Genomic DNA, 23,508 nt, shown 5'->3' with positions numbered 1-23,508 from the left:
AAGTGGTCGCGACAAGGCAGACTGGCCGTTGCGCACAGCGAGAAGGCGCATACAGCGCGGTCAAATTCGGCACAGGGCAGGGGGACACCATGGACGACGGTCCGGGGCGGGAGCGGCTCCGCTTCACCGTGCTCGGTCCCGTACGGGCCTGGCGCGGCGCAACCCCGCTGGCGGCGGGCTCCCCGCAGCAGCGGGCGCTGCTCGCCGCACTACTGCTGCGCGGCGGACGCACCGCCACCGCGCCCGAACTCGTCGACGCCCTGTGGGGCGACGAACCGCCACACGCCGCGCTCGCCGCCCTGCGGACGTACGCCTCACGGCTCCGCAAGGCACTGGGCGCGGACGCCGAGACGCTGGTCAGCGAGTCCGGCGGCTATGCGATCCGGCCGGTGGACGGCCACCCGCTGGACCTCGACCACGACCACGCCGAGCAGTACGCCGCCGAGGCCGAGAAGGCCAAGGCGTCCGGTGACCGCGCCCGCGCCCGCGAGCTGCTCGACGCGGCCCTGGACCTGTGGGACGGCGAACCGCTGGCCGGCCTCGCCGGTCCGTACGCCGATACCCAGCGCACCCGCCTGGAGGAGTGGCGGCTGTCGCTGACCGAGTCCCGGCTCGAACTCGTGCTGGAGGCCGGCTGCCACGCCGAGGCGGTCTCCGAGCTGACCGCGCTCACCGCCGCGCACCCGCTGCGCGAGCGGCTGCGCGAACTGCTCATGCTGGCGCTGTACCGCAGCGGCCGGCAGGCCGAGGCGCTCGCCGTCTACGCCGACACCCGGCGGCTGCTCGCCGACGAGCTGGGCGTCGACCCGTGCGCCTCGCTCTCCGAACTCCAGCAGCGGATCCTCCAGGCGGACCCGGACCTGGACGCCCCCGCCGTCAGCTTCGACACCGACCCGGCCGGCCCCGCCGTGGTGCGCCCGCAGCAACTCCCCGCCACCGTCGCCGACTTCACCGGCCGGGCCGCCTTCGTGTCCGAACTCGGCGATCAGCTCGCCACGGCCGAGGGCAGCGTGATGGCGGTCTCCGCGCTGACCGGTATCGGCGGCGTGGGCAAGACCACCCTCGCCGTCCACGTCGCGCACGCCGCCCGCGACCACTTCCCCGACGGACAGCTCTACGTGGACCTCCAGGGCGCCGGGGACAACCCGTCCGAGCCGGTGGCCGTCCTGGGCGCCTTCCTGCGCGCACTGGGCACGCCCGACGCCTCCATCCCCGACGGCCAGGCGGAGCGCTCCGCCCTCTACCGCTCCACCCTCGCCGGCCGGCGCGTGCTGGCGCTCCTGGACAACGCCCGGGACGCCTCCCAGGTGCGGCCGCTGCTGCCCGGTACGGAGGGCTGCGCCGCCCTGATCACCAGCCGCGCCCGGATGATCGACCTGGCCGGCGCGCACCTCATCGACCTCGACGTGATGAGCCCCGAGGAGGCGCTCGCGCTCTTCACCCGCATCGTCGGCGAGGAGCGCGTGACCTCGGAGCGCAAGGCCGCCATGGCCGTCGTCGGGGCCTGCGGCTTCCTGCCGCTGGCCATCCGCATCGCCGCCTCCCGGCTGGCCGCCCGCCGTACGTGGACGGTCTCCATCCTGGCGACCAAGCTCGCCGACGAGCGCCGCCGCCTGGACGAACTGCGGGCCAGCGACCTCGCCGTGAAGGCCACCTTCGAACTGGGCTACAAGCAGTTGGAGCCGGTGCAGGCCCGCGCCTTCCGGCTGCTGGGTCTGGCGGACGGCCCGGACATCTCGCTCGCCGCGGCCGCCGCCGTGCTCGACATGGAGGTCGACGACACCGAGGAACTCCTCGAATCCCTCGTGGACACCTCCCTCCTGGAGTCCGCCGCGCCGGGCCGCTACCGCTACCACGACCTGGTGCGCCTCTACGCGCGTGCCTGCGCCGAGCGCGACGAGCACCCGCCGTCGGAGCGGGATGCCGCGATGTCCCGGCTGCTGGACTTCTACCTGGCGTCGGCGGCCCGGATGTACGCGCTGGAACGCCCCGGCGACCGCCTGATCGTGCACATGGAGGCCACCAGCTACCCCGGCCTCGCCTTCCCCGACCGGGCGGCGGCCCTGGAGTGGCTCTTCAACGAGGCCGGTTGCCTGCTCGCCTGCGCCCGGCAGTCCAGCGCCCCGTCGACGCTGCGGCGCGCCGCCGATCTGCTGCTGCTCACCAAGGACCTGGCCGAGTCCGGCGCCGACGCGCTGCAGTACGAGCAGGCCAACGTCGCCCTGCTGACGGCCGCCCGGGAGGCCGGGGACCAGCACGCGGAGGCCCGTTTCCACCTCGCGCTCACCTACGTGCGGACGCTGTCGGGGCGGCTGGACGAGGCCGACGAGAACGCCAAGTCCGCCATGCTGCTCGGGCTCGCCTCCGAGGACCCCTACGTGGCGGCGTCCGCGCCCAACGACCGCGGCATCATCGCCAACGCCCAGCACCGGCACGCCGACGCCGAGGGCTACCTCCGCCAGGCGCTGACCGCGTTCCGCGACGACACCAACCGGCAGTCCGAGGCCAGCGCGCTGTGCAACCTCTCCCGCGTCCACCTGGACACCGGGCGGGTGGACAGCGCCATCGAACTGGCCGAGGAGGGCCTGGCGATATACCGGCAGCTCGGTGCCAAGCGCCGGCTGGCCAACGGGATGTACGCGCTCGCGCTCGCGTACACCCAGGCCATGCGGCTGGACGAGGCGACCGGGCAGCTGACCGCAGCGCTGGCGATCTTCCGGGACAGCCGGCAGCGCTTCTGGGAGGGCATGACGAACTTCCGGCTCGCCGAGGTCGAGCTGGCCGCCCGCCGCCCGGCGACCGCGGCGAACCACGCCGAGCAGGCGCTGACCGCGCTGCGCGGCATCGGCGGCGACTCCTGGCGCGCGACGGTGCTGACCACGCTGGGCCGTGCCCTGCACGCGCTCGGGCAGACCGGCCGGGCCCGCGTGTGCTGGCAGGAGGCACTGGCCACCTTCGAGCGCCTGGGATCCTCGGAAGGCACCGCCGTACAGGCGCTTCTCACGCCCACCGCGGTCGCATAAGCGCGCCCGTTCATCGGGCGGCTGCGACGTTTATCGATCGTTCATCGCGTCGGGCCACTCTTGTCGTTATCGATCCGCCGCCTCGGGGGGCAAGCGGCTCGGTGCCCAGGCCGCAGAGCTATGGTGAGCGGCCATGCTACGCCCGTCCGGCGGCCCACGGGGGAGTCGCCGGACGGTCGACCAAGCAGCAAGCGCCCACACAGGAGTTGATCCCAGTGAACGCCGACAACAAGGCACCAGCTACGGGGGAGCGGGACGTCATCCGGCCCCTGGACAACCACCAGCCCATCATCGGCGCCGGTGTCACGCCGCAGGTGCAGAAGCCGGGCGACCGCGATGTCGTCAGGCCGATGGACAACCACCAGCCCATCATCGGGGCCGGTGTCACGCCGCAGGTGAAGCCGGCCGGGGACCGGGACATCGTGCGGCCGATGGACAACCACCAGCCGATCGCCGCGCCCAGGACCGACGACAATCACCAGCCGAGCCCGGGGGACGGCGCCGCGCGGAAGGACTGACGCCGGCACGTCCACGAGCCCGCAAGGGCACGCAGAACCAACGGGGGACGTTTCGGGGGATCGCAGGGGCCGATTTCGGTGGCGCGGAGGGGATGCCATCGAAGCCGGTCCCTGCGGCGTGTGCACTCTGCACTCGTATTGGCGACATGTGCGCCCTTTTCACAATGATCGAACATCTGCTCGCAATCGCCGCTAGCTTGTCTCGTGAAGAACAGCCGTACCGGTCCGAGGAGTTGGAATGACCCGCACAGCAAAGAGCCTCGTCGTCACCGCCGCCGCGGTGGCCGCGCTGGGCACCGCCGCACTGCCCGCCGCGGCCGACAACCACACGCCCGCCCCGCCGCAATCGGCGACGACCCTGGACAACCACGCACCGGTCCCGCCGGCGGACAAGCACACGCCGCTCACGGCCCTGGACAAGCACACGCCGCTGACCCCCCTGGACAAGCACATGCCGCTCACGGCCCTGGACAAGCACATGCCGCTGACTCCCCTGGACAACCACATACCCTGAGCCACCGGCGGCCGGGCGGTCCGGCACCCCTCGCGAGTCGAGCCGGCAGCGGCGCCACACACCCCGTGGCCCGCTGCCGTCGCCGTTGTCCCGCAGTCCACCGCTCGCTTACCGCCCACCATCTGACGCATCGTCAGCTGCGATGCTACAGTCACGCGGCACACCCCCGTCCTGCCCGCAGTCAGGAGGCGCGCCGTGTTCGAAGCCGCTCGTGTGCAGTCGCTCTGGGAACTGGTCGAGTACCGGGCGCGGGCCTCCCGCGGGGCACCGATGTTCTTCGACGGAGACGGGCGGAGCGTCACCTTCGACGGGGTACGGGACGAGGCGCTGCGGGTGGCGGCCGGGCTGCGGGAGCTGGGGATCGGGGCCGGGAGCCGGGTGGCCTGGCAGCTGCCGAGCCGGATCGGGACGGTCGTCCTCTCGCTGGCGCTGGCCCGGCTGGGGGCCGTGCAGATCCCCGTCATCCCGCTGCACCGGGAGCGCGAAGTCGGCTTCGTGCTGGCCGAGTCGGCGGCGGAGTTCGTCCTCGTCCCGGGTGTGTGGCGGGGCTTCGACCACACCGCGATGGTGCGGAAGGTGGCCGCGGACGGGGTGCGGGTGGTGCCGGTGGAGGACGGGCTGCCGCGGGCGGACCCGGCCCGGGTGCCCGCGGTGGCAGCGGACGGGGGGACCACCTGGATCTACTGCACGTCCGGGACGACCTCCGCCCCCAAGGGGGTCGAGCACACCGATGCCACGCTCCTCGCCGGCGGGGTGGGACTGGCCACCGCGCTGGGCATGTCCGCCGATGACATCGGCTCGATCGCCTTCCCGTACGCGCACATCGCCGGCCCGGACTACGTCATCGCCATGCTGGTCAGCGGCTTCCCCGCGGTCATCCTCGACAGCTTCGAACCGGGCCGGGCGGCGGACGTCTACCGGCGCCGGGGCGTCACCATGGCCGGCGGCAGCACCGCCTTCTACCAGGCGTTCCTGGACGAGTCCCGGCGCCGCCGGGCGGGCCGGCCGGACGCCGGACGGCTGATTCCGTCGCTGCGGCTGCTGTCCGGCGGCGGGGCGCCGATGCCACCGGAGCTCTGCACGGCGGCCCGGCGCGAGCTGGAGTGCGCGATCGTGCACGGGTACGGGATGACCGAGTGCCCGATGATCTCCATGGGCACGCCGTACGACAGCGACGAGCAGCTGGCCCGGACGGTGGGGAAGCCGGTCGCGGGGGCGGAGATACGGATCGTCCGGCCGGACGGGAGCGTGGCCGCGACCGGGGAGGACGGCGAGGTGACGCTCAAGGGGACGATGCTCTTCCGCCGGTACACCGACCCGGCGCTGACCGCCGCGGCGTTCGACGCCGAGGGCTATTTCCACACCGGTGACCTGGGTTTTCTCCGTCCCGACGGCCATCTGGTGCTGACCGGGCGGCTCAAGGACATCATCATCCGCAAGGGCGAGAACATCTCGGCACAGGAGATCGAGGACCTGATCCACACGCATCCGGCGGTGGCGGAGGCGGCGGTGATCGGGCTGCCGGACCGCGAGCGCGGGGAGCGGGTCTGCGCGGTGATCACGCCCGCCGACCCGGCCGCCCCGCCGCTCACCCTCGACGCGCTCACCGCGCACCTGCGGGCGGCCGGACTGATGACGCAGAAACTGCCGGAGCAGCTGGAGACCGCCGGCGAGCTGCCGCGCGGGGGTCCGCTGAACAAGGTGCTGAAGGCCGCGCTGCGGGAGCGGTACGCACGGGGCGCGCGGTGACCGCGCGGTAGCGGGTGGTGCGGCGGGCCGTGGCGATGCGGCGGGGAGTTCACGTCGAGGTGGGAGTCTTCACCGGGAGGGCCCGGCCGCGGTGTGCCGGCACGCCCCGTACCCGTAGGACGGAAGGACCCGGACATGACCGAGATGATCGACTTCACGGCGCAGACCCGGCTGGTGGCGCGGCTCGCGGAGCGGACGGCCGAGGCGCAGCTCGATGCGCCGACCCCGTGCGGGACGTACGCGGTACGCCACCTCCTGGGCCATCTCGTGGGGCTGAGCGCCGCCTTCCAGGACGTGGCGCGCAAGGAGCTCGGCCCGGCGACCAGCACCTCGCCCAACGCGTTCCGGCCGGACGTGGAGCCCGGCTGGCGGGCCGAGCTGGACCGGAACCTCGCGGGGATGGTGACGGCCTGGCGCGCGCCGGAGGCGTGGGAGGGGGAGACCCAGGCGGGCGGGGTGGCCCTGCCGGGCGCCGTCGCGGGCCGGGTCGCGCTGAACGAGCTGGTGCTGCACGGCTGGGACCTGGCGCGCGCCACGGGCCAGGAGTACGCGCCGGACGAGGACAGCCTCGCGGTGTCGTACGCGCTGCTGTCGTCGTGGGCGGCGGCGGACGGGACGAGCGGTGGGCTGTTCGGCACCGTGGTCCCGGTACCGGAGGACGCCCCGCTCCTCGACCGGGTCGTCGGCCTCGGCGGACGCCGCCCGGACTGGACTCCCCTGGCCGCGTAGGGGGAGGCACCCCGGAGAGACCCCGGAGAGACCCGGGGGCACCCCTGGGCCCGTCGCGGGCGGCGGCCCTTCGTGGAGTCGGCCGGCGGCGGGGTCGAGGGGAGCGGCGGGGTCAGGCGCGGGTGGGGCCCGGGAGGCCCGTACGGAGTTGGTTCTTGAGGACCTTGCCGCCGGCGTTGCGGGGCAGCTCGGTGACGAAGGCGACCTCGCGCGGCACCTTGTAGTTGGCCATCTCGCGGCGGGACCAGGCGATCAGGTCGTCGGCGGTGAGGGAGGAGCCGGCGTGGCGGACCGCGTAGGCCCGGCCGACCTCGCCGAGGCGGGGATCGGGTATGCCGATGACGGCGGCCTCGGCGATGTCCGGGTGGCGGCACAGGAGTTGCTCTATCTCGGCCGGGTAGGCGTTGAAGCCGCCGACGATGAACATGTCCTTGATGCGGTCGGTGATCCGGAGGTTGCCGGCCGTGTCGAGGACGCCGACGTCGCCGGTGTGCAGCCAGCCGTCGGCGTCCAGCACCTGCGCGGTCTCCTCGGGGTCCTCGAAGTAGCCGCCCATCACGTGGTGTCCGCGCACCAGCACCTCGCCGGGCTCGCCGGGCTCGGCGAGGACCCGCACCTCGGTGTCCGGGATCGCCCGGCCGGAGGTCGAGGCGATGACCTCGGGAGCGTCGCCGCGGCGGCACATCGTGACGATGCCGCTCGCCTCGGAGAGGCCGTACGCCGTCAGGACCGTCCGCACGCCCAGCTCGGCGTGCAGCCGTTCCACCAGCTGGAGCGGGACCACCGCCGCCCCGGTCACCACCAGGCGCAGCGCGCTCAAGTCGTGGGCGGAGCGGGCCGGGTGGTCCAGGAGGGACCGGTGCAGGGTCGGCGGGCCGGGGAGCACCGAGATCCGCTCGGCGGCGATGTTCGCCAGCGCGGTCTCCACGCCGGACACCGGCTGCGGCACCATCACCGCGCCCCGCAGCAGGCACGCGACGATGCCCGCCTTGTAGCCGAAGGTGTGGAAGAACGGGTTGACGATCAGGTAGCGGTCGCCCTCGCGCAGCCCCGCCAGCGCGCTCCACACGCCGTAGCAGCGCAGGGTCTGGGCGTGGGTGATGACCGCGCCCTTGGGACGGCCGGTGGTGCCCGAGGTGAAGATGATGTCGGAGGGGGCCGTGGGGGCCACCGCGTCGGCGCGCCGCCGCACCTCCTCGCCGGTGATGCCCTCTCCCCCCGCGAGGAAGTCCTTCCAGGTCCGGTACCCCTCGGGCGCGCTGTCCGACAGCACGACCACCTGTTCCAGGTGCGGGAGTGCGGGCGCGGCGCGGCGCAGCGAGGCGACGTAGGAGGTGCCGAGGAAGGTGCCGGTGACGAAGAGCAGCTTGGCGCGGGTGCGGTCCAGGACGTGGGCGGCCTCGGCGCCCTTGAAGCGGGTGTTGACGGGGACGAGGACGGCGCCGGCGGTGACCGCCCCGAGGGCGGAGACGATCCAGTCGAGGGTGTTGGGTGCCCATACGGCGACGCGGTCGCCCGGCTCGACCCCGCCGGCCATGCAGGCGGCCGCCGCCCGCTCCACCCGCTCGCCCAGTTCGGCGTACGAGACGCGGGTGCGGCCCTCGACGACGGCCTCGCGGCTGCCGTACCGCCGGGCGGCGGCGCGCACCAGCCGGGGCAGGGTGCCGTACTCCAGGTCCGCCCGCGGATCCTCGTCACCGTGCATCTCAACCGCCTCCCGCCGAAGAGTCGCCGACCCACTAGCTGACTGCCCGTCAGATTAGCGGTAGCCTCCTCCGCTGTCAGCACTGACGACCGACCGCGGAGGTGGCGATGGGGGCGACCCTCAAGGACGCGACGGCGATAGCCGGCATCGGACAGACCCCGTTCGCCAAACACCTCCCGGAATCCGAGAAGACCCTGGCCTGCCGGGCGATCGTCGCGGCGCTGGACGACGCCGGGATCGCCCCCTCGGAGGTGGACGCCTTCGCCTCGTACACCATGGAGGAGACCGACGAGGTCGAGATAGCCAAGGCCATCGGCGCCGGGGACGTCACCCACTTCTCCAAGGTCGGCTACGGCGGCGGGGGTTCCTGCGCGACGGTGGCCCATCTGGCCGCCGCCGTCGCCACCGGCCAGGCGGGCGTCGGCGTCGCCTGGCGGTCCCGCAAACGCGGATCGGGACCGCGCCCCTGGAAGAACACCCGGGTCCAGCTGCCGACCCCCGGGCAGTGGACCCGGCCCTTCGGGCTGCTGCGCCCGGCCGACGAGATCGGCCTGCTCGCCCGCCGCTACATGCACGAATACGGCGCCACCCGCGACCACCTCTTCAACGTCGCGCTGGCCTGCCGCAACCGCGCCAACCAGAACCCGGCGGCGATCATGTACGAACGCCCGCTGACCCGCGAGATGTACATGACCGCACGCTGGATCAGCGAACCGCTCTGCCTGTTCGACAACTGCCTGGAGACCGACGGCGCCCTGGCCTGCGTCGTGGTCTCCGCCGAGCGGGCCCGCGACTGCCGGCACCGGCCGGTCTACGTCCACTCCGCCGCCCAGGGCCTGCCCGCCCAGCACCACGGCATGGTCAACTACTGGAACGACGACCCGCTCACCGGCCCCGCCTGGACCGCCGCCCGGCACCTGTGGAAGGGCGCCGACCTCGGCCCGCAGGACGTCGACGTGGCACAGATCTATGACGCCTTCACCCCCCTGATCCCGCTGTCCCTGGAGGGCTACGGCTTCTGCGGGCGCGGCGAGGGCGCGGCCTTCACCGAGGGCGGCGCGCTGGAGATCGGCGGCCGGCTCCCCCTCAACACCGGCGGCGGGGGCCTGTCCGAGGCGTACGTCCACGGTTTCAACCTGATCACCGAAGGCGTCAAGCAGCTGCGCGGCACCAGCACCGCGCAGGTCCCCGACGCCACCACCTGCCTGGTCACCGCGGGCGAGGGCGTCCCCACCTCGGCCCTGCTGCTGAGGAGTTGATCCGCCATGAGTGCCACCGAGCCCGCCCGTGCCGCCATGACCGCCTCCGTTCGCGAGTCCTTGTCCGCAAGCGTGCCAGGCACCACTGACACCGCCCCCGGCGACGACGCCGGCCTGCTGCTCCCCGTCCCCGACGAGGACGGCGCGCCCTTCTGGGATCACGCGGCCCGGGGCGAACTGCGGGTGCAGAGCTGCTCCGACTGCGACGAGCTGCGCTTCCCGCCCCGGCCCTGCTGCCCGCACTGCCAGTCCTTCGCGTCCCACTGGCGCAGGATGAGCGGCCGCGGCCGCATCTGGTCCTACGTCCTGCCGCACCCGCCGCTGCTGCCCGCGTACGCCGCGCTGCCCGGCTACAACGCGATCGTCGTGGAACTGGCCGAGGCCCCCCGCATCCGCCTCGTCGGCAACCTCGTCGCCGCCCCCGACGCGCCCCTCAACTCCGTCGACCCGGCCCGGCTGCGCATCGGCGCCCCGGTGAAGGTCGTCTTCACGGCCCTCCCCGGGGGCGTGACCGTGCCCCGCTGGCTCCTGGAGCGGCCGTGACGGTCGGCACCCGGATCGCGGACGGGGTCGCGCTGGTCACCCTCGACCGGCCCGAGCGGCACAACGCGATCGACCTCGACACCGCCGCCGAACTCGCCGCCACCTGGCGGGCGTTCCGCTTCGACGACTCCGTACGGGCCGCGGTCGTCACCGGCGCCGGCGGGCGCGCCTTCTGCACCGGCCTGGACCGCTCCGCCGACGTGCCGCAGCCGTCCTCGCCCTACTCCCTCGACGACCCGCTGCTGTCCATCGGCCCGAAGGCCAACGACCTGTGGAAACCGGTCATCGCCGCGGTGGACGGGATGGCCTGCGGCGGCGCCTTCTACCTGCTGGGCGAGTCCGAGTTCATCATCGCCTCCGAGAACTCCACGTTCTTCGACCCGCACACCACCTACGGGATGGTCAGCGCCTACGAGTCCGTCCTGATGGCCCAGCGGATGCCGCTGGGGGAGATCGCCCGGCTGTCCCTGATGGGCACCGCGGAGCGGCTGGGCGCGCAGCGCGCGTACCGGATCGGGCTGGTCAGCGAACTGACCGCGCCCGGCGCCGCGGCCGAGGTCGCCCTGCGGCGCGCCGCCACGGTCGCCGCCCAGCCGACGGGTGCGGTGCAGGGCACCGTACGCGCCCTGTGGGCGGCGAAGGAGGCGGCCAGGACGCAGGCCCTGGCACACGCGCCCCAGCTGATCGCGCTGGGCAACCTGCCGCCCGAACGGCAGGCGGAGCTGTTCGCGGCCCGCAAACGGGACGGCGCCGGCTGACCGCCCCGGCCGGCCCCGGGTCACATCCGGGTCTTGTGCGCCCGAGTGATCTGGCAGGTGTACCAGAACTGCCCGATGGAGGACTGGTTGACGGTGTACTTCGCGGTGTAGGTCTCGGTCGCGCCGGGGCCCACCGTGATCGACCGCTCGTGCAGCCCGTACGCCTTGCCGTCGGCCGGCTTGGCCTTCATCCAGTTGACGGCCATGTCGTAGGAGTAGGTGTCGGTCGACGACGGGTTGGTGATCGAGACCGTGTAGGTGAACTGCCGCAGCGAATTGGAGAAGTCGCAGTTGCTGCCGGAGGCGTCCGCGCGCCCGTCCGGGTCGTAGGTCTCCTGCGTCGGCGACGGCGAGTACGTGGGCTCGTACGGCGGCGTCGGGTAGTCGGTGCTGTAGCCGGTGGCCGACGAGGTGGGCGTCGGGTAGTAGCTCGGCGGCACCACGACCCGGGGCCGTCCGAAGGCGCAGCCGCCGACCGTGGCGACGGTGGCCAGGGTCAGCCCGGCCGCGACCGCCACCCTGATGCCCTTACGGGTGCCGCCGCGGGCGCCCGTGCGTGTGCGTGCGTGGTACTTCATACGAACCCGTCCCCCGTGGAAAATTCAGGGCGTCACCCCATGGGTTGACGCGTGCACGGCACCCTAGCAAGCGCCGGTGACACCCCGTACGGGCCCCGGCAACGCGGGTGGACGTACTTGTCTAGCGGGTGCAGAGGGGCAGGCGTAGCGTCGGTCACGGAGGACGACAGGACGATCCGAAGCGAGGCGACGCCCGTGGTGCGCAACGTTCTCGGGTCGCTGATCGCCCTCATCGGAGCGACGGCCGCCGTATGGAGCCCCTTCCGTCCCTGGTACGACGGCCGTCTCGGCAGGGACGTGCGCATCGAGGACCTGTTCAACGGCATGACCCGCAACAGCGCGGCCCTGTTCGGCTCCCTCCTCCTGCCCCTGGCCTTCGCCGCGCTGGTGACGCTGATCGGTGTCGCGCTGTGTTCCCGGGCGCTGGTCGCCCTCGCCGGCGTGATCGTCCTCGGCTTCACGATCCTGTGGATGGTCCGCCAGGGCCAGGCCGCGAGCGAGCTGACCGCGGGCGCCCGGGGCCTGGGCGTGGGCGTGGCCAACGCCCTGGGTGGCGGCGCGCTGCTGCTGCTCGGCGCCCTGATCATGCGGGGGCGCACGCGCCGGTTCCGCGAACCCGAATACGACCGCGGCTACGACCACCGCTACGACGACGCGCGGTACGGCGAGCGGCAGTACGACGACCACGGGTACGGCCGTTACGCACCCGACGACCGCTACGACGAGCGCAGGCCCCCTCCGCCGACCGCCGCCTATCCCCCGGCCGCCTACCCGCCCGAGACGCCCATGCCCTGGGACGCGGGCCGGGCGGGCGCCGAGGAGTGGGACTCCGAGCCGTACGCGCCCGGCCCCGCCGGACCGCGGACGGGCGCCCACCCGGGCCCCTACGGGGAGCAGGACGACCGCACCCCCACCACTCCCCTGCCGGTCACGCCCCCGCCACCGGAAGGGCAACATCGGCCGCAGCCACCGCAGTCACCGGCTCCGCAGCCACCGCCACCCCAGCAGCCCCAGCAGGATCGGCCGCGGGCGCCGGAGCCCCCGCCGACCATGACGTCCCGCCGGCCGCCGCCCACCCCGCCGGTGGAGTGGGGCCGGGAGCAGCGCCAGGCCGGCCCGCCCGCACCGCCTCCCCCGCCACAGCAACAGCAACAGCAACAGCAACAAGCGCAGCAGGAAGCCGACACGCCTCCTCAGCCCCAGCAGCCCCAACGGCCTCCGGAGGACCGGGAGTAGCGGCACCGGCGCCGGTCAGGCCCGGCGCGCCTGCCCGGTCCCCTTGGCCGCGTCCAGCGCGTAGACGCAACGGTCCTTGCTGCAGGCGTAGACGACCCCGCCGACCGCCACCGGCGAGCCGGTGATCTCCCCGCCGGTCGCCAGCTTCCAGCGCAGCTGCCCGCCCATCGCGTCGAGCGTGTACAGGCAGTGGTCGGCCGAGCCGAAGTGCACCCGCCCCTCCGCGACGACCGGGGCGCCGACCACCTCGGCACCCGCCTGGAAGCGCCAGCGCGGGGTGCCGGTGACCGCGTCCAGGGTGTAGAGCGCCTTGCCGCTGCCCAGGTGGACCGCGCCGTGCGCGACCAGGACCGGTTCGGTGGACTGCCGGGCCTCGGTCGCGATCCGCCAGCGGTCGCGGCCGTCCGCGGTGTCCAGGGCGTAGACCGTGCCCAGGTAGTCGGCCAGGTAGAGGCCGCCTCCGGTGACCGCGGGGCCGGGCGCGAAGGCCGGCGGACTCAGGAAGACCGCGGGCGCCTCGAAGTGCCAGCGCACGTCGCCGCGCGCGATGTCGATCGCCAGCACCCGGGTGCCGGCCACCACGTAGACCACGCCGTCCGACGCGGGCAGCAGCCGCATCGGCACCCCGCCGCAGGCCGCCGCGTCACCGACCGGGTACGACCAGCGCTCGGCGCCGGTCCGCGCCTCCAGCGCCTTCAGCCGCGCCTCGGCCCACACGAACACCGTGCCCTCGTGCACCACGGGCCCGGCCTCGGCGGTCTCGAAGTCGGTCTGCGCGCCGACGGTCTCCCACAGCAGCTCGCCGGTGGCGGCCTCCCACGCCTGGACACCGCCGCCGCGCGTACTGGTGACGACCGTGCCGCGGTCGGCCCTCAGGGCGTAGACCCAGCCGTCGGTGCTCAGCCGCCAGCGCTCGGTGCCGTCCTCGGCGTCCAGCGCGTACAGGCTCGGGCCGTCCGAGGCGTGGATCCGGCCGTCGGCGACCGCCATCGCCCAGGCGACGTCGCGGGTCTTGAACTTGCGCCGTCCACTGCCCACATCGAGCGCGTGCACCTCGAAGGAGGTGACGTAGAGCAGATCGTCGGCGACGACCGGGGTGCCCCAGACGTCGTTGGACATCCGGAAGCGCCAGGGGCGCCAACGGCCCGGCTCGGCCGGCGGCGTCTCGGGCGGTGCGGCCGGCGGCGCGGGGGCGCCCTCGGGCAGCGCGGCGGCCGCGCCCTGCTGCGGCACACCGGCCGTGGGCGCACCGGCGGGCGGCCGCACCCAGTTCGTGGCGGCGGCCTGCCCGTGCGGCTGCGGTTCGCGGACGTCGGCGCGCGGCCCGGGCCCTATCGGGGCGGCCGAGCCGCCGAGGTGGACGGGGCCGGCGGCGCCGTCCGCGGACGGTGCGGACAGCACGGCGGCCCGGTCCGGCGCGACGGCGGGCGGGGCCGCGGAGACCGGCGTCGCCCGGGGTGCCCCGGCGTCCGGGCCGAGCGACGCGGGCTGCGGCATCGGACCGGGGTTGCCGCCGCGCGGGTCACCGCGGTGGGCGCCGGGGCCGATCCGGCCGGGCCAGCCGGACCCGTCGCCGGCCGGGGCGTTCTCGGGGCGCGGCGGGGCCTGGACGGGCTGGGGCGCGGGCCGCGGCGGGACGGCGGGCGGGGCGGGCTGGCGGGCGGGGCCGCGCCCGGCGGCGGCCCGCTGGGCGCCGTCCCGGGGCACCGCGGTACGGCCGCCGCGGCGGCTCTCGATGAGGCCCACCGCGCCGGGCGGCAGCCAGGCCGAGGCGGTACCGCTGTCGTCGCTGCCGGAGCCGAAGAGGTGCGGGGCGAGCTGGGACTGCAGATCGGCGGGGGACGGCCGGTGGCCGGCCTCCATCTGCATGCAGGACTCCATCAGCGGGCGCAGCTCGTCGGGCAGCCCGGCCAGGTCGGGGCCCTCGCGCAGCAGCATGAAGACCGTCTCGACCGGGTTGGCGCCGTGGAAGGGCGCGTGCCCGGTGGCGGCGAAGACCAGGGTCGAGCCGAGCGAGAAGACGTCGCTCGCGCCCGTGACGCTGCGCGAGTCCCGTGCCTGCTCGGGTGACATGTAGGCGGGCGTGCCGACGGCCACATTGGTCATCGTCAGGCGGGTGTTGGACACCCCGGAGGCGATACCGAAGTCGATCACCCGGGGGCCGTCCTCGACGACCAGGACGTTCGACGGCTTGAGGTCGCGGTGGACCAGCCCGGCGCCGTGGATGGACTGCAGCGCCTCGGCGATCCCGGCGGCCAGCCAGCGCACCGCCTGGGCCGGCAGCGGCCCGCACTCATTGACTATTTCTTCCAGGGAGGGCGCGGGGACGTAGGCGGTCGCGAGCCACGGCACCGCGGCGCGCGGGTCGGCGTCGACCACCGCGGCGGTGTAGAAGCCGCTGACCGCGCGGGCCGCCTCGACCTCGCGCGTGAAGCGGACCCGGAACAGCTGGTCCTCGGCGAGCTCGGTACGTACCGTCTTGATCGCCACGCGCCGGCCGGACGCCGAGCGCGCCAGATAGACCAGTCCCATGCCGCCGGCCCCGAGACGGCCGAGCACCTCGAACGGCCCGATCCGCCGGGGATCGTGCTGCGTCAGCGCCTTCAGCTGCTCCACCACTTGCCTGCCACCTCCCCGTGGGGCGTAGAAAAGAGACTCTCAAAAGCCACGAGCCGCCGAGAGCCACTGCCCCGTGCAGCGTCTCCCCGCCTACGGCGAGGACTGTCGATACGGCCGTACGCGTGCTGATTCTTCCTGGCCGGGCCGACGGTTGCGAACCCGGGGCCCGTCCGTCGTGTCATGGCATACCCCCCGTGCCCCGCGCCGGGTCCGTTACCCGACGTAACCCAACCCCGCCTGACGTGCTCCGATACGTCCGCCGACGGGTGGGTGCCCCCGGGGTCACCCGCGGGTCGCGGTGCTCTTCGGGCGCGCTCCCGCCCCGGGTACGAACCCTCACCACTGCGCCGCGCCGGCCTGCCGGCCCCGCCCCCTGCCGCCGTCCCGGACCTGACGGCCCAATTCTGCGTCGGCGTGGGCCACTTCGTCGCACTCATCCGGCGCGTGGCGGCGTGCACTGCGTGCGGGCAGCCCACAGCGCGGGCCGCCTTCGACGCCGTATGTCCACGTTAGCCCCGCTTCGCGCGGAGCGCGCGCAGAGCAATCGAACGCAGGGGCGACACTGATCGATTCCGGGCGCGCGGGCAGCGACGGGCGACGGGTGGGGCCAGGGGTCAACTGACGGCACTCCTTGTGCGTTTCACGCACGGACGGTGACCGATTGTCCACCGAAGTTGTCCACAGCCTGTTGATAAGACCATTCACCGGGTCGGACCAGGCCGGGAACCGGGAGCCGCACCACCGACGGGGGCCACGAACCGTGCACCGACGGTGACCACGCACCCCGAATTCCCCCATCCCCATTTGCAGGCAGCCAAATCGCGCTCCGATCACCCCTCGGTAAGCTGACGGCATGACAGGACAAGTTCGAACCGTCGACGGCAGAGTTGCCGGCCGCCGCGGACAGGCGACGCGGCAGAAGCTTCTCGACTGCCTCAGTGAAATGCTCAGTTCGTCCCCCTATCGGGACGTCAAGGTCATCGATGTGGCCCGAAAAGCGGGGACTTCACCCGCAACGTTCTACCAGTACTTCCCGGACGTCGAGGGCGCCGTCCTCGAAATCGCCGAGGAGATGGCGAAAGAAGGCACCACTCTGACCGATCTTGTCGCCGGACGCTCCTGGGTGGGCAAGTCCGGCTGGCAGACGGCGGAGGAGCTGGTCGAAGGCTTCCTCTCCTTCTGGCGCAAGCACGACGCGATTCTGCGCGTCATCGACCTGGGCGCCGCCGAGGGCGACAAGCGGTTCTACAAGATCCGCATGAAGATCCTCAACGCCGTCACCAACTCGCTCACGGAGTCCATCCAGGAACTCCAGAGCAAGGGCAAGGTCGACAAGGACGTGAGTCCCGCAGCCGTCGCCGGCTCGCTCGTCGCGATGCTGGCAGCGGTCGCCGCACACCAGAAGGGCTTCCAGAGCTGGGGCGTCAAGCAGGCCGAGCTGAAGCCGAACCTGGCGCTGCTGGTGCACCTCGGCGCCACCGGCCGCAAGCCCACGAGGTGAGGTCCACCGGCAAAACCAGCGAGTAACCGAGCCAGCAGCCGAGGAAGCGGCCGAGCAACCGCCGCGCCTCCAAGTCCCGGTCCTTCCGGGCCGGTTCGTGAGTGGTCCTGTGTCCGTCCTGCCATAGCTGTACCGCACACTCAGCGGGTGCCGGCGCCCCCCAGGGGCGCCCCGGGCACCCGTTGCGCATGTCCGGCCCCGCGCGGCGCCCGCGCCGGCCCCGGCCCCGGAATTCAGCCGCCCGTCAGCGCCTCTCCAGGCGGAACAGCCGGATCTCCCGCTCCACCCGCGCCTGATACGTGGCGTACGGGGGCCAGACCTCCAGCGCCGCCCGCCACGCCCGAACGCGCTCCTCCCCGGTCAGCAGCCGCGCCCGTACGGCGATGTCCTCTCCCCGCCAACTGACCTCCGCCTCCGGGTTCTTGAGGAGGTTGCCGGTCCAGGCGGGGTGCCCCGGCCGCCCGAAATTGCTGCCGACCAGCAGCCAGCCGCCGTCCTCCTGCGGCAGGCAGGCCAGCGGCGTGCGCCGCGGACGGCCGCTCCGCGCGCCGGTCGCGGTGAGGATCACCCCGGGCAGCATCCGGGTGCTGAGCAGCACCTTTCCGCGGGTCAGCCGGTGCACGGCCCGGTCCAGCGCGGGAATGCAGTGCGGTGCGACCCGGGCGAAGAGGCGGGTCGAGGAGACCTTCTGCAGCAGCCGCTCTCCTGCGGGGCTCACGCGCCGGCTCCCTCTCGGGTGCGCAGGGCCACCACCGGCCCGTCGCCGGCCCCCGCGCCCGTGCCCGTGCCCTGCGGAAACAGCCCCGCCTCCGCGGCGGCCCGGGCCCGCAGCCGGTGCACCGGCCCCAGCAGCAGTTCGTCGCAGGCCGCGCGCTTGAAGTACAGATGCGCCGCGTGCTCCCAGGTGAAGCCGATGCCGCCGTGCAGCTGCACCGCCTCCGCCGCCACCGCGCGCAGCGTCTCCAGCGCCTGGGCCAGCGCCAGCCCGCCCGCTCCCGGTTCCGGAGCCTCGTGGGCGGCGGCGTCCGCGCCGCCCCCGGACGGCCCGCGTCCGGCCGACCACGCCGCGTAGTACGCCGCCGAGCGCGCCGCCTGCAGCGCCACGTACAGGTCGGCGAGCCGGTGCTGCACCGCCTGGAAGGACCCGATGGGCCGGCCGAACTGTTCGCGCTCCCGGACGTAGCCGACGGTGCGGGCCAGCGCCGCGTCGGCCACCCCGACCGCCTCGGCGGCCAGTGCCGCCGCGGCCCGCGCCCCGGTCGCAGCCAGCGCCCCGGGGACCGCCGCCGCGTCGCCGCCCTCCTCCCCCAACAACTCGGCCGGCACTTCGCGCAGTTCGAGCCGGGCCTGCGGCCGGGTCTCGTCCATCGCGGTCTGCCGGATCCGCAGCAGCCCGGCCGGCCCGCCGGCGTCCGCCCGCACGAGGAACAGCCGGGTACGGCTGCGCGCGAAGCCGCCGGTGTGCGCGGCCACCACCAGCAGCTGCGCGGTGTGCCCGTTCAGCACCTGCCCGGCCTCGCCGTACAGCCGCCAGCGGCCGGTCGCCGGTCCGCCGCCGTCCGCCGGTACCTGCCGGGCCTGGATCCCGCCGGCCCGGCCGCCGCCCGCCCAGTCCCCGTCGTTCGGGCCGGTCAGCGCGAGCGCGGTGGCCAGCCGCCCGCCCGGCACGGCCAGCGTCGCGGTCATTTCCCCGGCGGCGAGGGCCGGCAGCAGCGTGCTGCGCTGCCGTTCGCTGCCGAGGGCGAGGATCAGCGGGGCGGCCAGCGCGGCGGTGGCGATCAGCGGTGAGGGGAGCACCACGCGGCCGGTTTCCTCGCAGGCCAGGGCGAGTTCGGTGGGCCCGCAGCCGACCCCGCCGTACGCGGTGGGCAGCGCCAGCCCCGGCAGCCCGAGGCGGGCGGCGAGCTGGTGCCACAGCTGCTCGTCGTAGCCCGGCGGGGTGCGTACCGCCGCCTTGACCTCGTCCGGGCCGCAGCGCTTGTGCAGCAGCTCGCGCAGGGTACGGCGGATTTCGTGCTGCTCCTCGGTGAACGCGGCATCCATCGGCGGGCTCCTCCCGACCGTGCGACCACGCCCGCCCCGTGCGGGCGGGCCCCGGCAGCGATCTGACGGGGCGTCATAGTAGGGACGGGCGGTGCACTTTCCCAGACCGGGCCCGCAAGTCGTCGGGTGGCCGGGCCACGTCACCGTGGCCCGGCCGGCGAGCGGTGGAACGTCCTTCCGCCGGGTCAGCGGATGAGATGGACGGTGAGCTGGGTGTCCGTGGCGCTGAGGTTGACGGCGCGGACGAAGCCGTGGGCCGCGCGGTAGCGCCCGGTGCCGCCGGTGATCGCCATGTCGATGTTCCCGGGGCCGGCCGCGGTGACGGTGAAGCGGCCCTGGATGGTGAGTTGCCCCGGAGCGAGGGAGAGGTCGCCCGCGCACTGGAGGTCGAACTCGTCGGCGGGGGCGGTCCGGGTCAGCGTGCAGATCTGGCTGTAGTCGCCGACCTTCGTGGTGCCGCGGAGCAGGTCACCGGTGATGACGATCTCGTCCCCCTGGGTGGGCCCGGCCCCGTCCACATCGACCGAGTTGATCTGGGTCTGGTGCGCGACCAGCTGGAAGACCTCCTCTCTCTGCGGCCAGGACCCGTCGCCCGCGGCCGTGGCGGCCGACGCGGCGGGAGGGCAGAAAAGGAGGGCCGCCAGTCCGGCGACCGCACTCACGGCGACGTGCTTGAAGTGACGCATGGCTTTTTCTCCTGTGGGACTGGAAGGAAGGTGCCCTGACGATGCGCACGGGAAATGCGCTGCCTCCGTACGCGGAACCGGATCGGGCCGCACATTCAGGGACGAGGGCGGCGGCGATCGCGGAGAGGGTGTGCGAAACCTGTCGGGCGGCCGTACAGCCGCAGGTGAAAGGCGGTTGGCCGGAGGGGCGCGGACGCCGTCCGGCGCACGGACCGCTATTCCCTTGCGGTCACCGGCAATTGCGCTGCAAAGGTGAACATGACACTCCCCAGGATCGACGGGACGACGCGCCCCGCACACGGAAATGTCTGCTCCACCGTATGGGCAACAGCGAGCAGGCGCCCGGCCGCCAAAAGGGGCCGGTTTGCACACAGCACGTCGAGAATACCGGCGCCGGGAAATCCTTCAATACCCGTTCGATAACTCGGATTCTCCGATAATCTCCCGCATTTTCCCCTCGGAACGGGATCCCGGCGCACGCCCGCCCCGCGCGGCGGCCGCACCGGACCACGCCCTCCCCACCGCACCAGATCTGATGTACCGTCAGATTCATGTCTTCAGCGACTACGGCGACGTCGGGGAAGCGCAGGGTCGCCGTGGCCGGCGTCGCCCTGTCCGACTGCGGCCGGGTGGACGAGGCCACGCCGTACGCGCTGCACGCGCAGGCCGCCCGCCGGGCGCTCGCCGACAGCGGGCTGGACCGCTCGGTGGTGGACGGCTTCGCCTCCGCCGGCCTCGGCACCCTCGCCCCCGTCGAGGTCGCCGAGTACCTGGGGCTGCGCCCCACCTGGGTCGACTCCACCGCGGTCGGCGGCGCCACCTGGGAGGTGATGGCCGCACACGCCGCGGACGCGATCGCCGCCGGCCGTGCCGACGCGGTCCTCCTCGTCTACGGCTCCACCGCCCGCGCCGATCTCAAGGCCCGGCGGCGCACCGCGAACCTCTCCTTCGGCGCGCGCGGCCCGCTCCAGTTCGAGGTCCCCTACGGGCACACCCTGATCGCCAAATACGCGATGGCTGCCCGCCGCCACATGCACCGGTACGGCACCACGCTGGAGCAGCTGGCCCACATAGCGGTGCAGGCGCGGGCCAACGCGGCGGCCAACCCGGACGCGCTGTACCGCGAGCCGATCACCGTCGACGACGTGCTATCCGGCCCGATGATCGCCGACCCGTTCACCAAGCTGCACTGCTGCGTGCGCTCCGACGGCGGCTGCGCGGTCCTGCTGGCCGCCGAGGACTACGTCCCCGACCTCGCCAAGCCCCCGGTGTGGGTGCTGGGTTCGGGCACCGCGGTCTCGCACGCCACGATGTCCGAGTGGGAGGACTTCACCGTCTCGCCCGCGGCGGTCTCCGGACGCCTCGCCTTCGAACGCGCCGGTGTCCGGCCCGAGGAGATCGACCTGGCGGAGCTCTACGACGCCTTCACCTACATGACCCTGGTGACGCTGGAGGACCTGGGATTCTGCGCCAAGGGTGAGGGCGGCGCGTTCGTCGAGCAGGGGCGGCTGCTGCGGGACGGCGCACTGCCGGTCAACACCGACGGCGGCGGACTGGCCGCCTGCCACCCCGGCATGCGGGGCCTGTTCCTGCTGGTCGAGGCGGTACGCCAGCTCCGCGGCGAGGCGGGCCCGGACCGCCAGGTCCGCCGGGCCGGCGGCCGGCTGCCGCAGCTCGCGGTCGCCTCGGGCACGGGCGGCTGGTTCTGCTCGTCGGGGACGGTGGTCCTGGGGCGGGGGTGAGGCGCGCGGAAGGGCCGGGCCGGGCCGGACCGCTGCCGGGCCGGTGCCCGCGCGGACACCGGCCCGGCCCGACGCCCCGGACCTAGCCCAGCCGCGCCTCGATGAGGTCCGCGGCCCGGCGGGCGCCGCCCTCCGCACGCACCTCGGCCCGCAGCGCGGCCGAGCGGGCGGCGACCTGCGGATCGGCGGTGAGCTCCGTCAGTGCCGTGCGCAGCGCCTCGGCGGTGGCGTCCGCGGTGTCGAGGCGGCGGGCGACCCCCAGCTCGACCAGCCGGTCGGCGTTGAGGAACTGCTCGGCGCCCTGCGGGACCGCGATCATCGGCACACCGGCGTACAGCCCCTCGCTGCTGCCGCCCATCCCGGCGTGCGTCACGAACGCGTCCGCCTGCTCCAGGATCGCCAACTGCGGTACCCACGAACGGACTTCGATGTTGGCCGGCAGCGCGCCGCCCAGCTCCAACGGGTCGATGTACCGGCCGATCTGGAGCACCACGTGCCACCCCGGCAGGTTCCCGAAGGCCGCCACGCACTGTCGGTAGAACTCCGGCCGGCGGGTGTACGCCGAGCCCAGGGACACCAGCAGGACCCGCTCGGCGCCGGCCGGCCGCGTCCAGCCGCCCTGCTCCCCGCGGTCCCCCAGGCACGGCCCGACGAAGGTCACGGTGTCGGCGTCGACCCGGTCCGCGTGCGGCTGCATGGCCCGCGGGATCGTCGCCAGCGCCCGGCGCGGCCGGCCGGAGAACTCCGCCACGTCCGTGGTGCGCGCGCCGCACCCGGCCAGCCAGGCGGCGAACCGCGCCTGGTATTCCGCGGCGCCCGGCAGCCCGGCGAACGCCGCGCCGATCTCCTCCTCGGCGCCGTCCCAGCCCACGAACGTCGGTGACAGCTGGACGATGTCCCGGCCCTGCGCCTCGGCCAGCGCGCGGGCGGCGAAGGCGCCGACGTCGTAGAGGTAGAGGTCGGCGGGGTCGTCGTCGTAGGCGGCCCGCAGCTGCGGCAGCAGGGCGACGGCCTCGTCGAGGAAGAGCGCGGCGGCCGCGACCGGGTCCTGCGGCCAGGCGTTGTCGACGACCGGCAGGGTGGTGGTGCAGCGGACGAACGCGGCACCGGTGGGGGCGATCAGCGCGGCGGCGTGCTCGGCGTTGGCGTACGTCACGCGGTGGCCGCGGGAGACCAGCTCACGGATGATCTCCAGGCTGGGCAGGACGTGGCTGACCATGGGCGTGCCGACCATGGCGATGTGGGTGGTGCGAGGCATGGGAGGACTTCCTTCGATGCAGAGTCACGGCTGGGAACAGGGGAGCCCGAAGCACCGCACGGCACCGCGCGGCGGCGGCCGGGAAGGCCGGCCGCCGCCCTGGGCGTGCGGGCGCGGACGGGCACGGGCGGGCGAGGCCGCCCCGAGCCGTGTCAGCCGTAGATCTGGAGGAAGGAAGACATCCGACGAGGGTAGGCCGGGCGACGGCGCCCCGCGAACGGTTTTTCCGCCCCGAGGCTCGCCCGGCGTCCCTAACGGGCGGCCGGGCGGCGGGTGATGACGCTGAAGGACGTGCCGAAGGGGTCGGTGAGGGCGGCCATCCTGCCGTACGGGGTGTCCTCCGGGGGCTCGGCGGCGCCGCCCGCGGCGGCGGCGCGGGCCACCGCCTCATCGGTGTCCGCGACCTCGAACACCGTGTGCCAGCGGGAGGCGACGGCCGCCGGGGAGCCGAAGACGCCGCCGATCTCATGGCCGTCGGGGCGGCGCAGGAACGTGAAGTCGAGGCCCGGGAGGTCGTCGTTGCCGTCGAGGGTGAAGTCGAAGACCGAGGTGTAGAAGCGGCGGGCGGGGCCGGGGTCCGGGGAGACGAGGTCGTTGCGGACCAGCGTGTCCGGCTCGTTGACCAGTTCGCAGCCCGGCAGCGTCCGGCCCTGCCAGAGGCTGAAGCGGGCGCCGACGCGGTCCGCGACGACGGCGGTGCGGCCGAGGCCGGCCACGTCCGACGGCGGTACGAGCAACTCCCCTCCGGCGCCGGCGATCCGCTCGGCCGTACCGTCGCAGTCGTCGGTGGCGAGGTACACGTGCCACCAGGGCTCGCCCGCGGTGTCGGCCCCGGAGACGGGCCGCAGTGCCGCCACCCGCCGGCCGCGCAGCAGACACAGGGTGAAGGGGCCGCTCGCCGCGGACGGCTCCTGGTACTCCCAGCCGAACAGCGCGCCGTAGAACGCCTTGGCGCGGTCGAGGTCCGCTACCCCGAGATCGATCCAAGTGGGCGTACCGAGCGGCTGGTTGACGTCGATCTCGCTCATCGTCTGCTCCTTCGCGACG

At 74.0% G+C, this 23,508-nt stretch carries 19 protein-coding genes; 11 read left to right on the top strand and 8 right to left on the bottom strand.

The window, feature by feature from the left end:
* The first annotated feature begins 89 nt into the window (after positions 1–89).
* The 5 genes from SL103_RS02755 (at position 90) to SL103_RS02735 (ending at position 6,533) form a co-directional block, all read left to right on the top strand.
* Positions 90–3,023 (top strand): AfsR/SARP family transcriptional regulator, encoded by a 2,934-nt coding sequence (locus tag SL103_RS02755; RefSeq protein ID WP_069567144.1) that lies wholly within the window; start codon positions 90–92, stop codon positions 3,021–3,023.
* Positions 3,024–3,238: 215 nt separating this feature from the next.
* On the top strand, positions 3,239–3,541 hold the full coding sequence (locus SL103_RS02750; protein WP_069567143.1) for a hypothetical protein: 303 nt from the start codon (positions 3,239–3,241) through the stop codon (positions 3,539–3,541).
* Positions 3,542–3,779: 238 nt separating this feature from the next.
* The gene (locus tag SL103_RS02745) at positions 3,780–4,055 is read left to right on the top strand and encodes a hypothetical protein (protein WP_069567142.1); all 276 of its coding nucleotides are present in this window, start codon (positions 3,780–3,782) and stop codon (positions 4,053–4,055) included.
* A gap of 195 nt (positions 4,056–4,250) precedes the next feature.
* Positions 4,251–5,804, top strand: a complete 1,554-nt coding sequence (locus tag SL103_RS02740) for a class I adenylate-forming enzyme family protein (protein ID WP_069567141.1) — start codon at positions 4,251–4,253, stop codon at positions 5,802–5,804.
* Positions 5,805–5,939: 135 nt separating this feature from the next.
* A complete protein-coding gene (locus SL103_RS02735; protein ID WP_069567140.1) occupies positions 5,940–6,533 on the top strand; it encodes a TIGR03086 family metal-binding protein in 594 nt (197 codons plus the stop codon).
* 112 nt (positions 6,534–6,645) lie between these two features.
* On the opposite strand, the gene SL103_RS02730 is transcribed toward SL103_RS02735, so the two are convergent.
* A complete protein-coding gene (locus tag SL103_RS02730; protein ID WP_069567139.1) occupies positions 6,646–8,238 on the bottom strand; it encodes a FadD3 family acyl-CoA ligase in 1,593 nt (530 codons plus the stop codon).
* Positions 8,239–8,345: 107 nt separating this feature from the next.
* Here SL103_RS02730 and SL103_RS02725 point away from each other — a divergent pair, with 107 nt between their 5' ends.
* From SL103_RS02725 to SL103_RS02715, 3 genes are read left to right on the top strand one after another with little or no spacing between them, the layout of a single operon-like run.
* Entirely contained in the window at positions 8,346–9,497 is a 1,152-nt protein-coding gene (locus SL103_RS02725) for a lipid-transfer protein (RefSeq protein WP_069567138.1), read from the top strand.
* Positions 9,498–9,503: 6 nt separating this feature from the next.
* Positions 9,504–10,040: a Zn-ribbon domain-containing OB-fold protein gene (locus tag SL103_RS02720; protein ID WP_079145528.1), complete on the top strand. Its 537-nt coding sequence runs from the start codon at positions 9,504–9,506 to the stop codon at positions 10,038–10,040.
* Positions 10,037–10,798, top strand: coding sequence for an enoyl-CoA hydratase/isomerase family protein (locus SL103_RS02715; RefSeq protein WP_069567137.1), 762 nt, complete (start codon positions 10,037–10,039; stop codon positions 10,796–10,798). Before SL103_RS02720 ends, SL103_RS02715 begins: the two co-directional genes overlap by 4 nt.
* Before the next feature lie 20 nt (positions 10,799–10,818).
* Here SL103_RS02715 and SL103_RS02710 read toward each other — a convergent pair whose 3' ends face one another.
* Positions 10,819–11,376, bottom strand: coding sequence for a hypothetical protein (locus tag SL103_RS02710; protein ID WP_069567136.1), 558 nt, complete (start codon positions 11,374–11,376; stop codon positions 10,819–10,821).
* 195 nt (positions 11,377–11,571) lie between these two features.
* Here SL103_RS02710 and SL103_RS02705 point away from each other — a divergent pair, with 195 nt between their 5' ends.
* Positions 11,572–12,612: a hypothetical protein gene (locus SL103_RS02705; RefSeq protein ID WP_069567135.1), complete on the top strand. Its 1,041-nt coding sequence runs from the start codon at positions 11,572–11,574 to the stop codon at positions 12,610–12,612.
* A gap of 15 nt (positions 12,613–12,627) precedes the next feature.
* Here the strand turns inward: SL103_RS02705 and SL103_RS02700 are convergent, their stop codons facing one another.
* Positions 12,628–15,231 (bottom strand): PQQ-binding-like beta-propeller repeat protein, encoded by a 2,604-nt coding sequence (locus SL103_RS02700; protein ID WP_069567134.1) that lies wholly within the window; start codon positions 15,229–15,231, stop codon positions 12,628–12,630.
* Positions 15,232–16,084: 853 nt separating this feature from the next.
* Between SL103_RS02700 and SL103_RS02695 the strand changes: the two genes are divergently transcribed.
* Positions 16,085–16,732 (top strand): TetR family transcriptional regulator, encoded by a 648-nt coding sequence (locus SL103_RS02695; RefSeq protein WP_069567133.1) that lies wholly within the window; start codon positions 16,085–16,087, stop codon positions 16,730–16,732.
* Positions 16,733–16,976: 244 nt separating this feature from the next.
* Here the strand turns inward: SL103_RS02695 and SL103_RS02690 are convergent, their stop codons facing one another.
* From SL103_RS02690 to SL103_RS02680, 3 genes are all read right to left on the bottom strand, one after another.
* Positions 16,977–17,450, bottom strand: a complete 474-nt coding sequence (locus SL103_RS02690; RefSeq protein WP_069567132.1) for a nitroreductase family deazaflavin-dependent oxidoreductase — start codon at positions 17,448–17,450, stop codon at positions 16,977–16,979.
* A complete protein-coding gene (locus tag SL103_RS02685; protein ID WP_069567131.1) occupies positions 17,447–18,775 on the bottom strand; it encodes an acyl-CoA dehydrogenase family protein in 1,329 nt (442 codons plus the stop codon). Before SL103_RS02685 ends, SL103_RS02690 begins: the two co-directional genes overlap by 4 nt.
* A 185-nt stretch (positions 18,776–18,960) precedes the next feature.
* Complete coding sequence (locus tag SL103_RS02680) at positions 18,961–19,461, bottom strand: allene oxide cyclase barrel-like domain-containing protein (protein WP_069567130.1); 501 nt, start codon at positions 19,459–19,461, stop codon at positions 18,961–18,963.
* Positions 19,462–20,012: 551 nt separating this feature from the next.
* On the opposite strand from SL103_RS02680, the gene SL103_RS02675 reads away from it, so the two are divergent.
* Positions 20,013–21,203 carry a thiolase C-terminal domain-containing protein gene (locus SL103_RS02675; RefSeq protein ID WP_069567129.1) on the top strand — a complete coding sequence of 397 codons (1,191 nt, stop codon included), beginning with the start codon at positions 20,013–20,015 and terminating at the stop codon, positions 21,201–21,203.
* 82 nt (positions 21,204–21,285) lie between these two features.
* Here SL103_RS02675 and SL103_RS02670 read toward each other — a convergent pair whose 3' ends face one another.
* Positions 21,286–22,461: a macrolide family glycosyltransferase gene (locus SL103_RS02670; protein WP_069567128.1), complete on the bottom strand. Its 1,176-nt coding sequence runs from the start codon at positions 22,459–22,461 to the stop codon at positions 21,286–21,288.
* A gap of 251 nt (positions 22,462–22,712) precedes the next feature.
* Positions 22,713–23,489 carry a VOC family protein gene (locus SL103_RS02665; protein WP_069567127.1) on the bottom strand — a complete coding sequence of 259 codons (777 nt, stop codon included), beginning with the start codon at positions 23,487–23,489 and terminating at the stop codon, positions 22,713–22,715.
* Positions 23,490–23,508 lie beyond the last annotated feature (19 nt).

This window comes from Streptomyces lydicus, assembly GCF_001729485.1.
Classification (GTDB): domain Bacteria; phylum Actinomycetota; class Actinomycetes; order Streptomycetales; family Streptomycetaceae; genus Streptomyces; species Streptomyces lydicus_D.
This window is presented reverse-complemented; position numbering and strand designations above follow the sequence as displayed.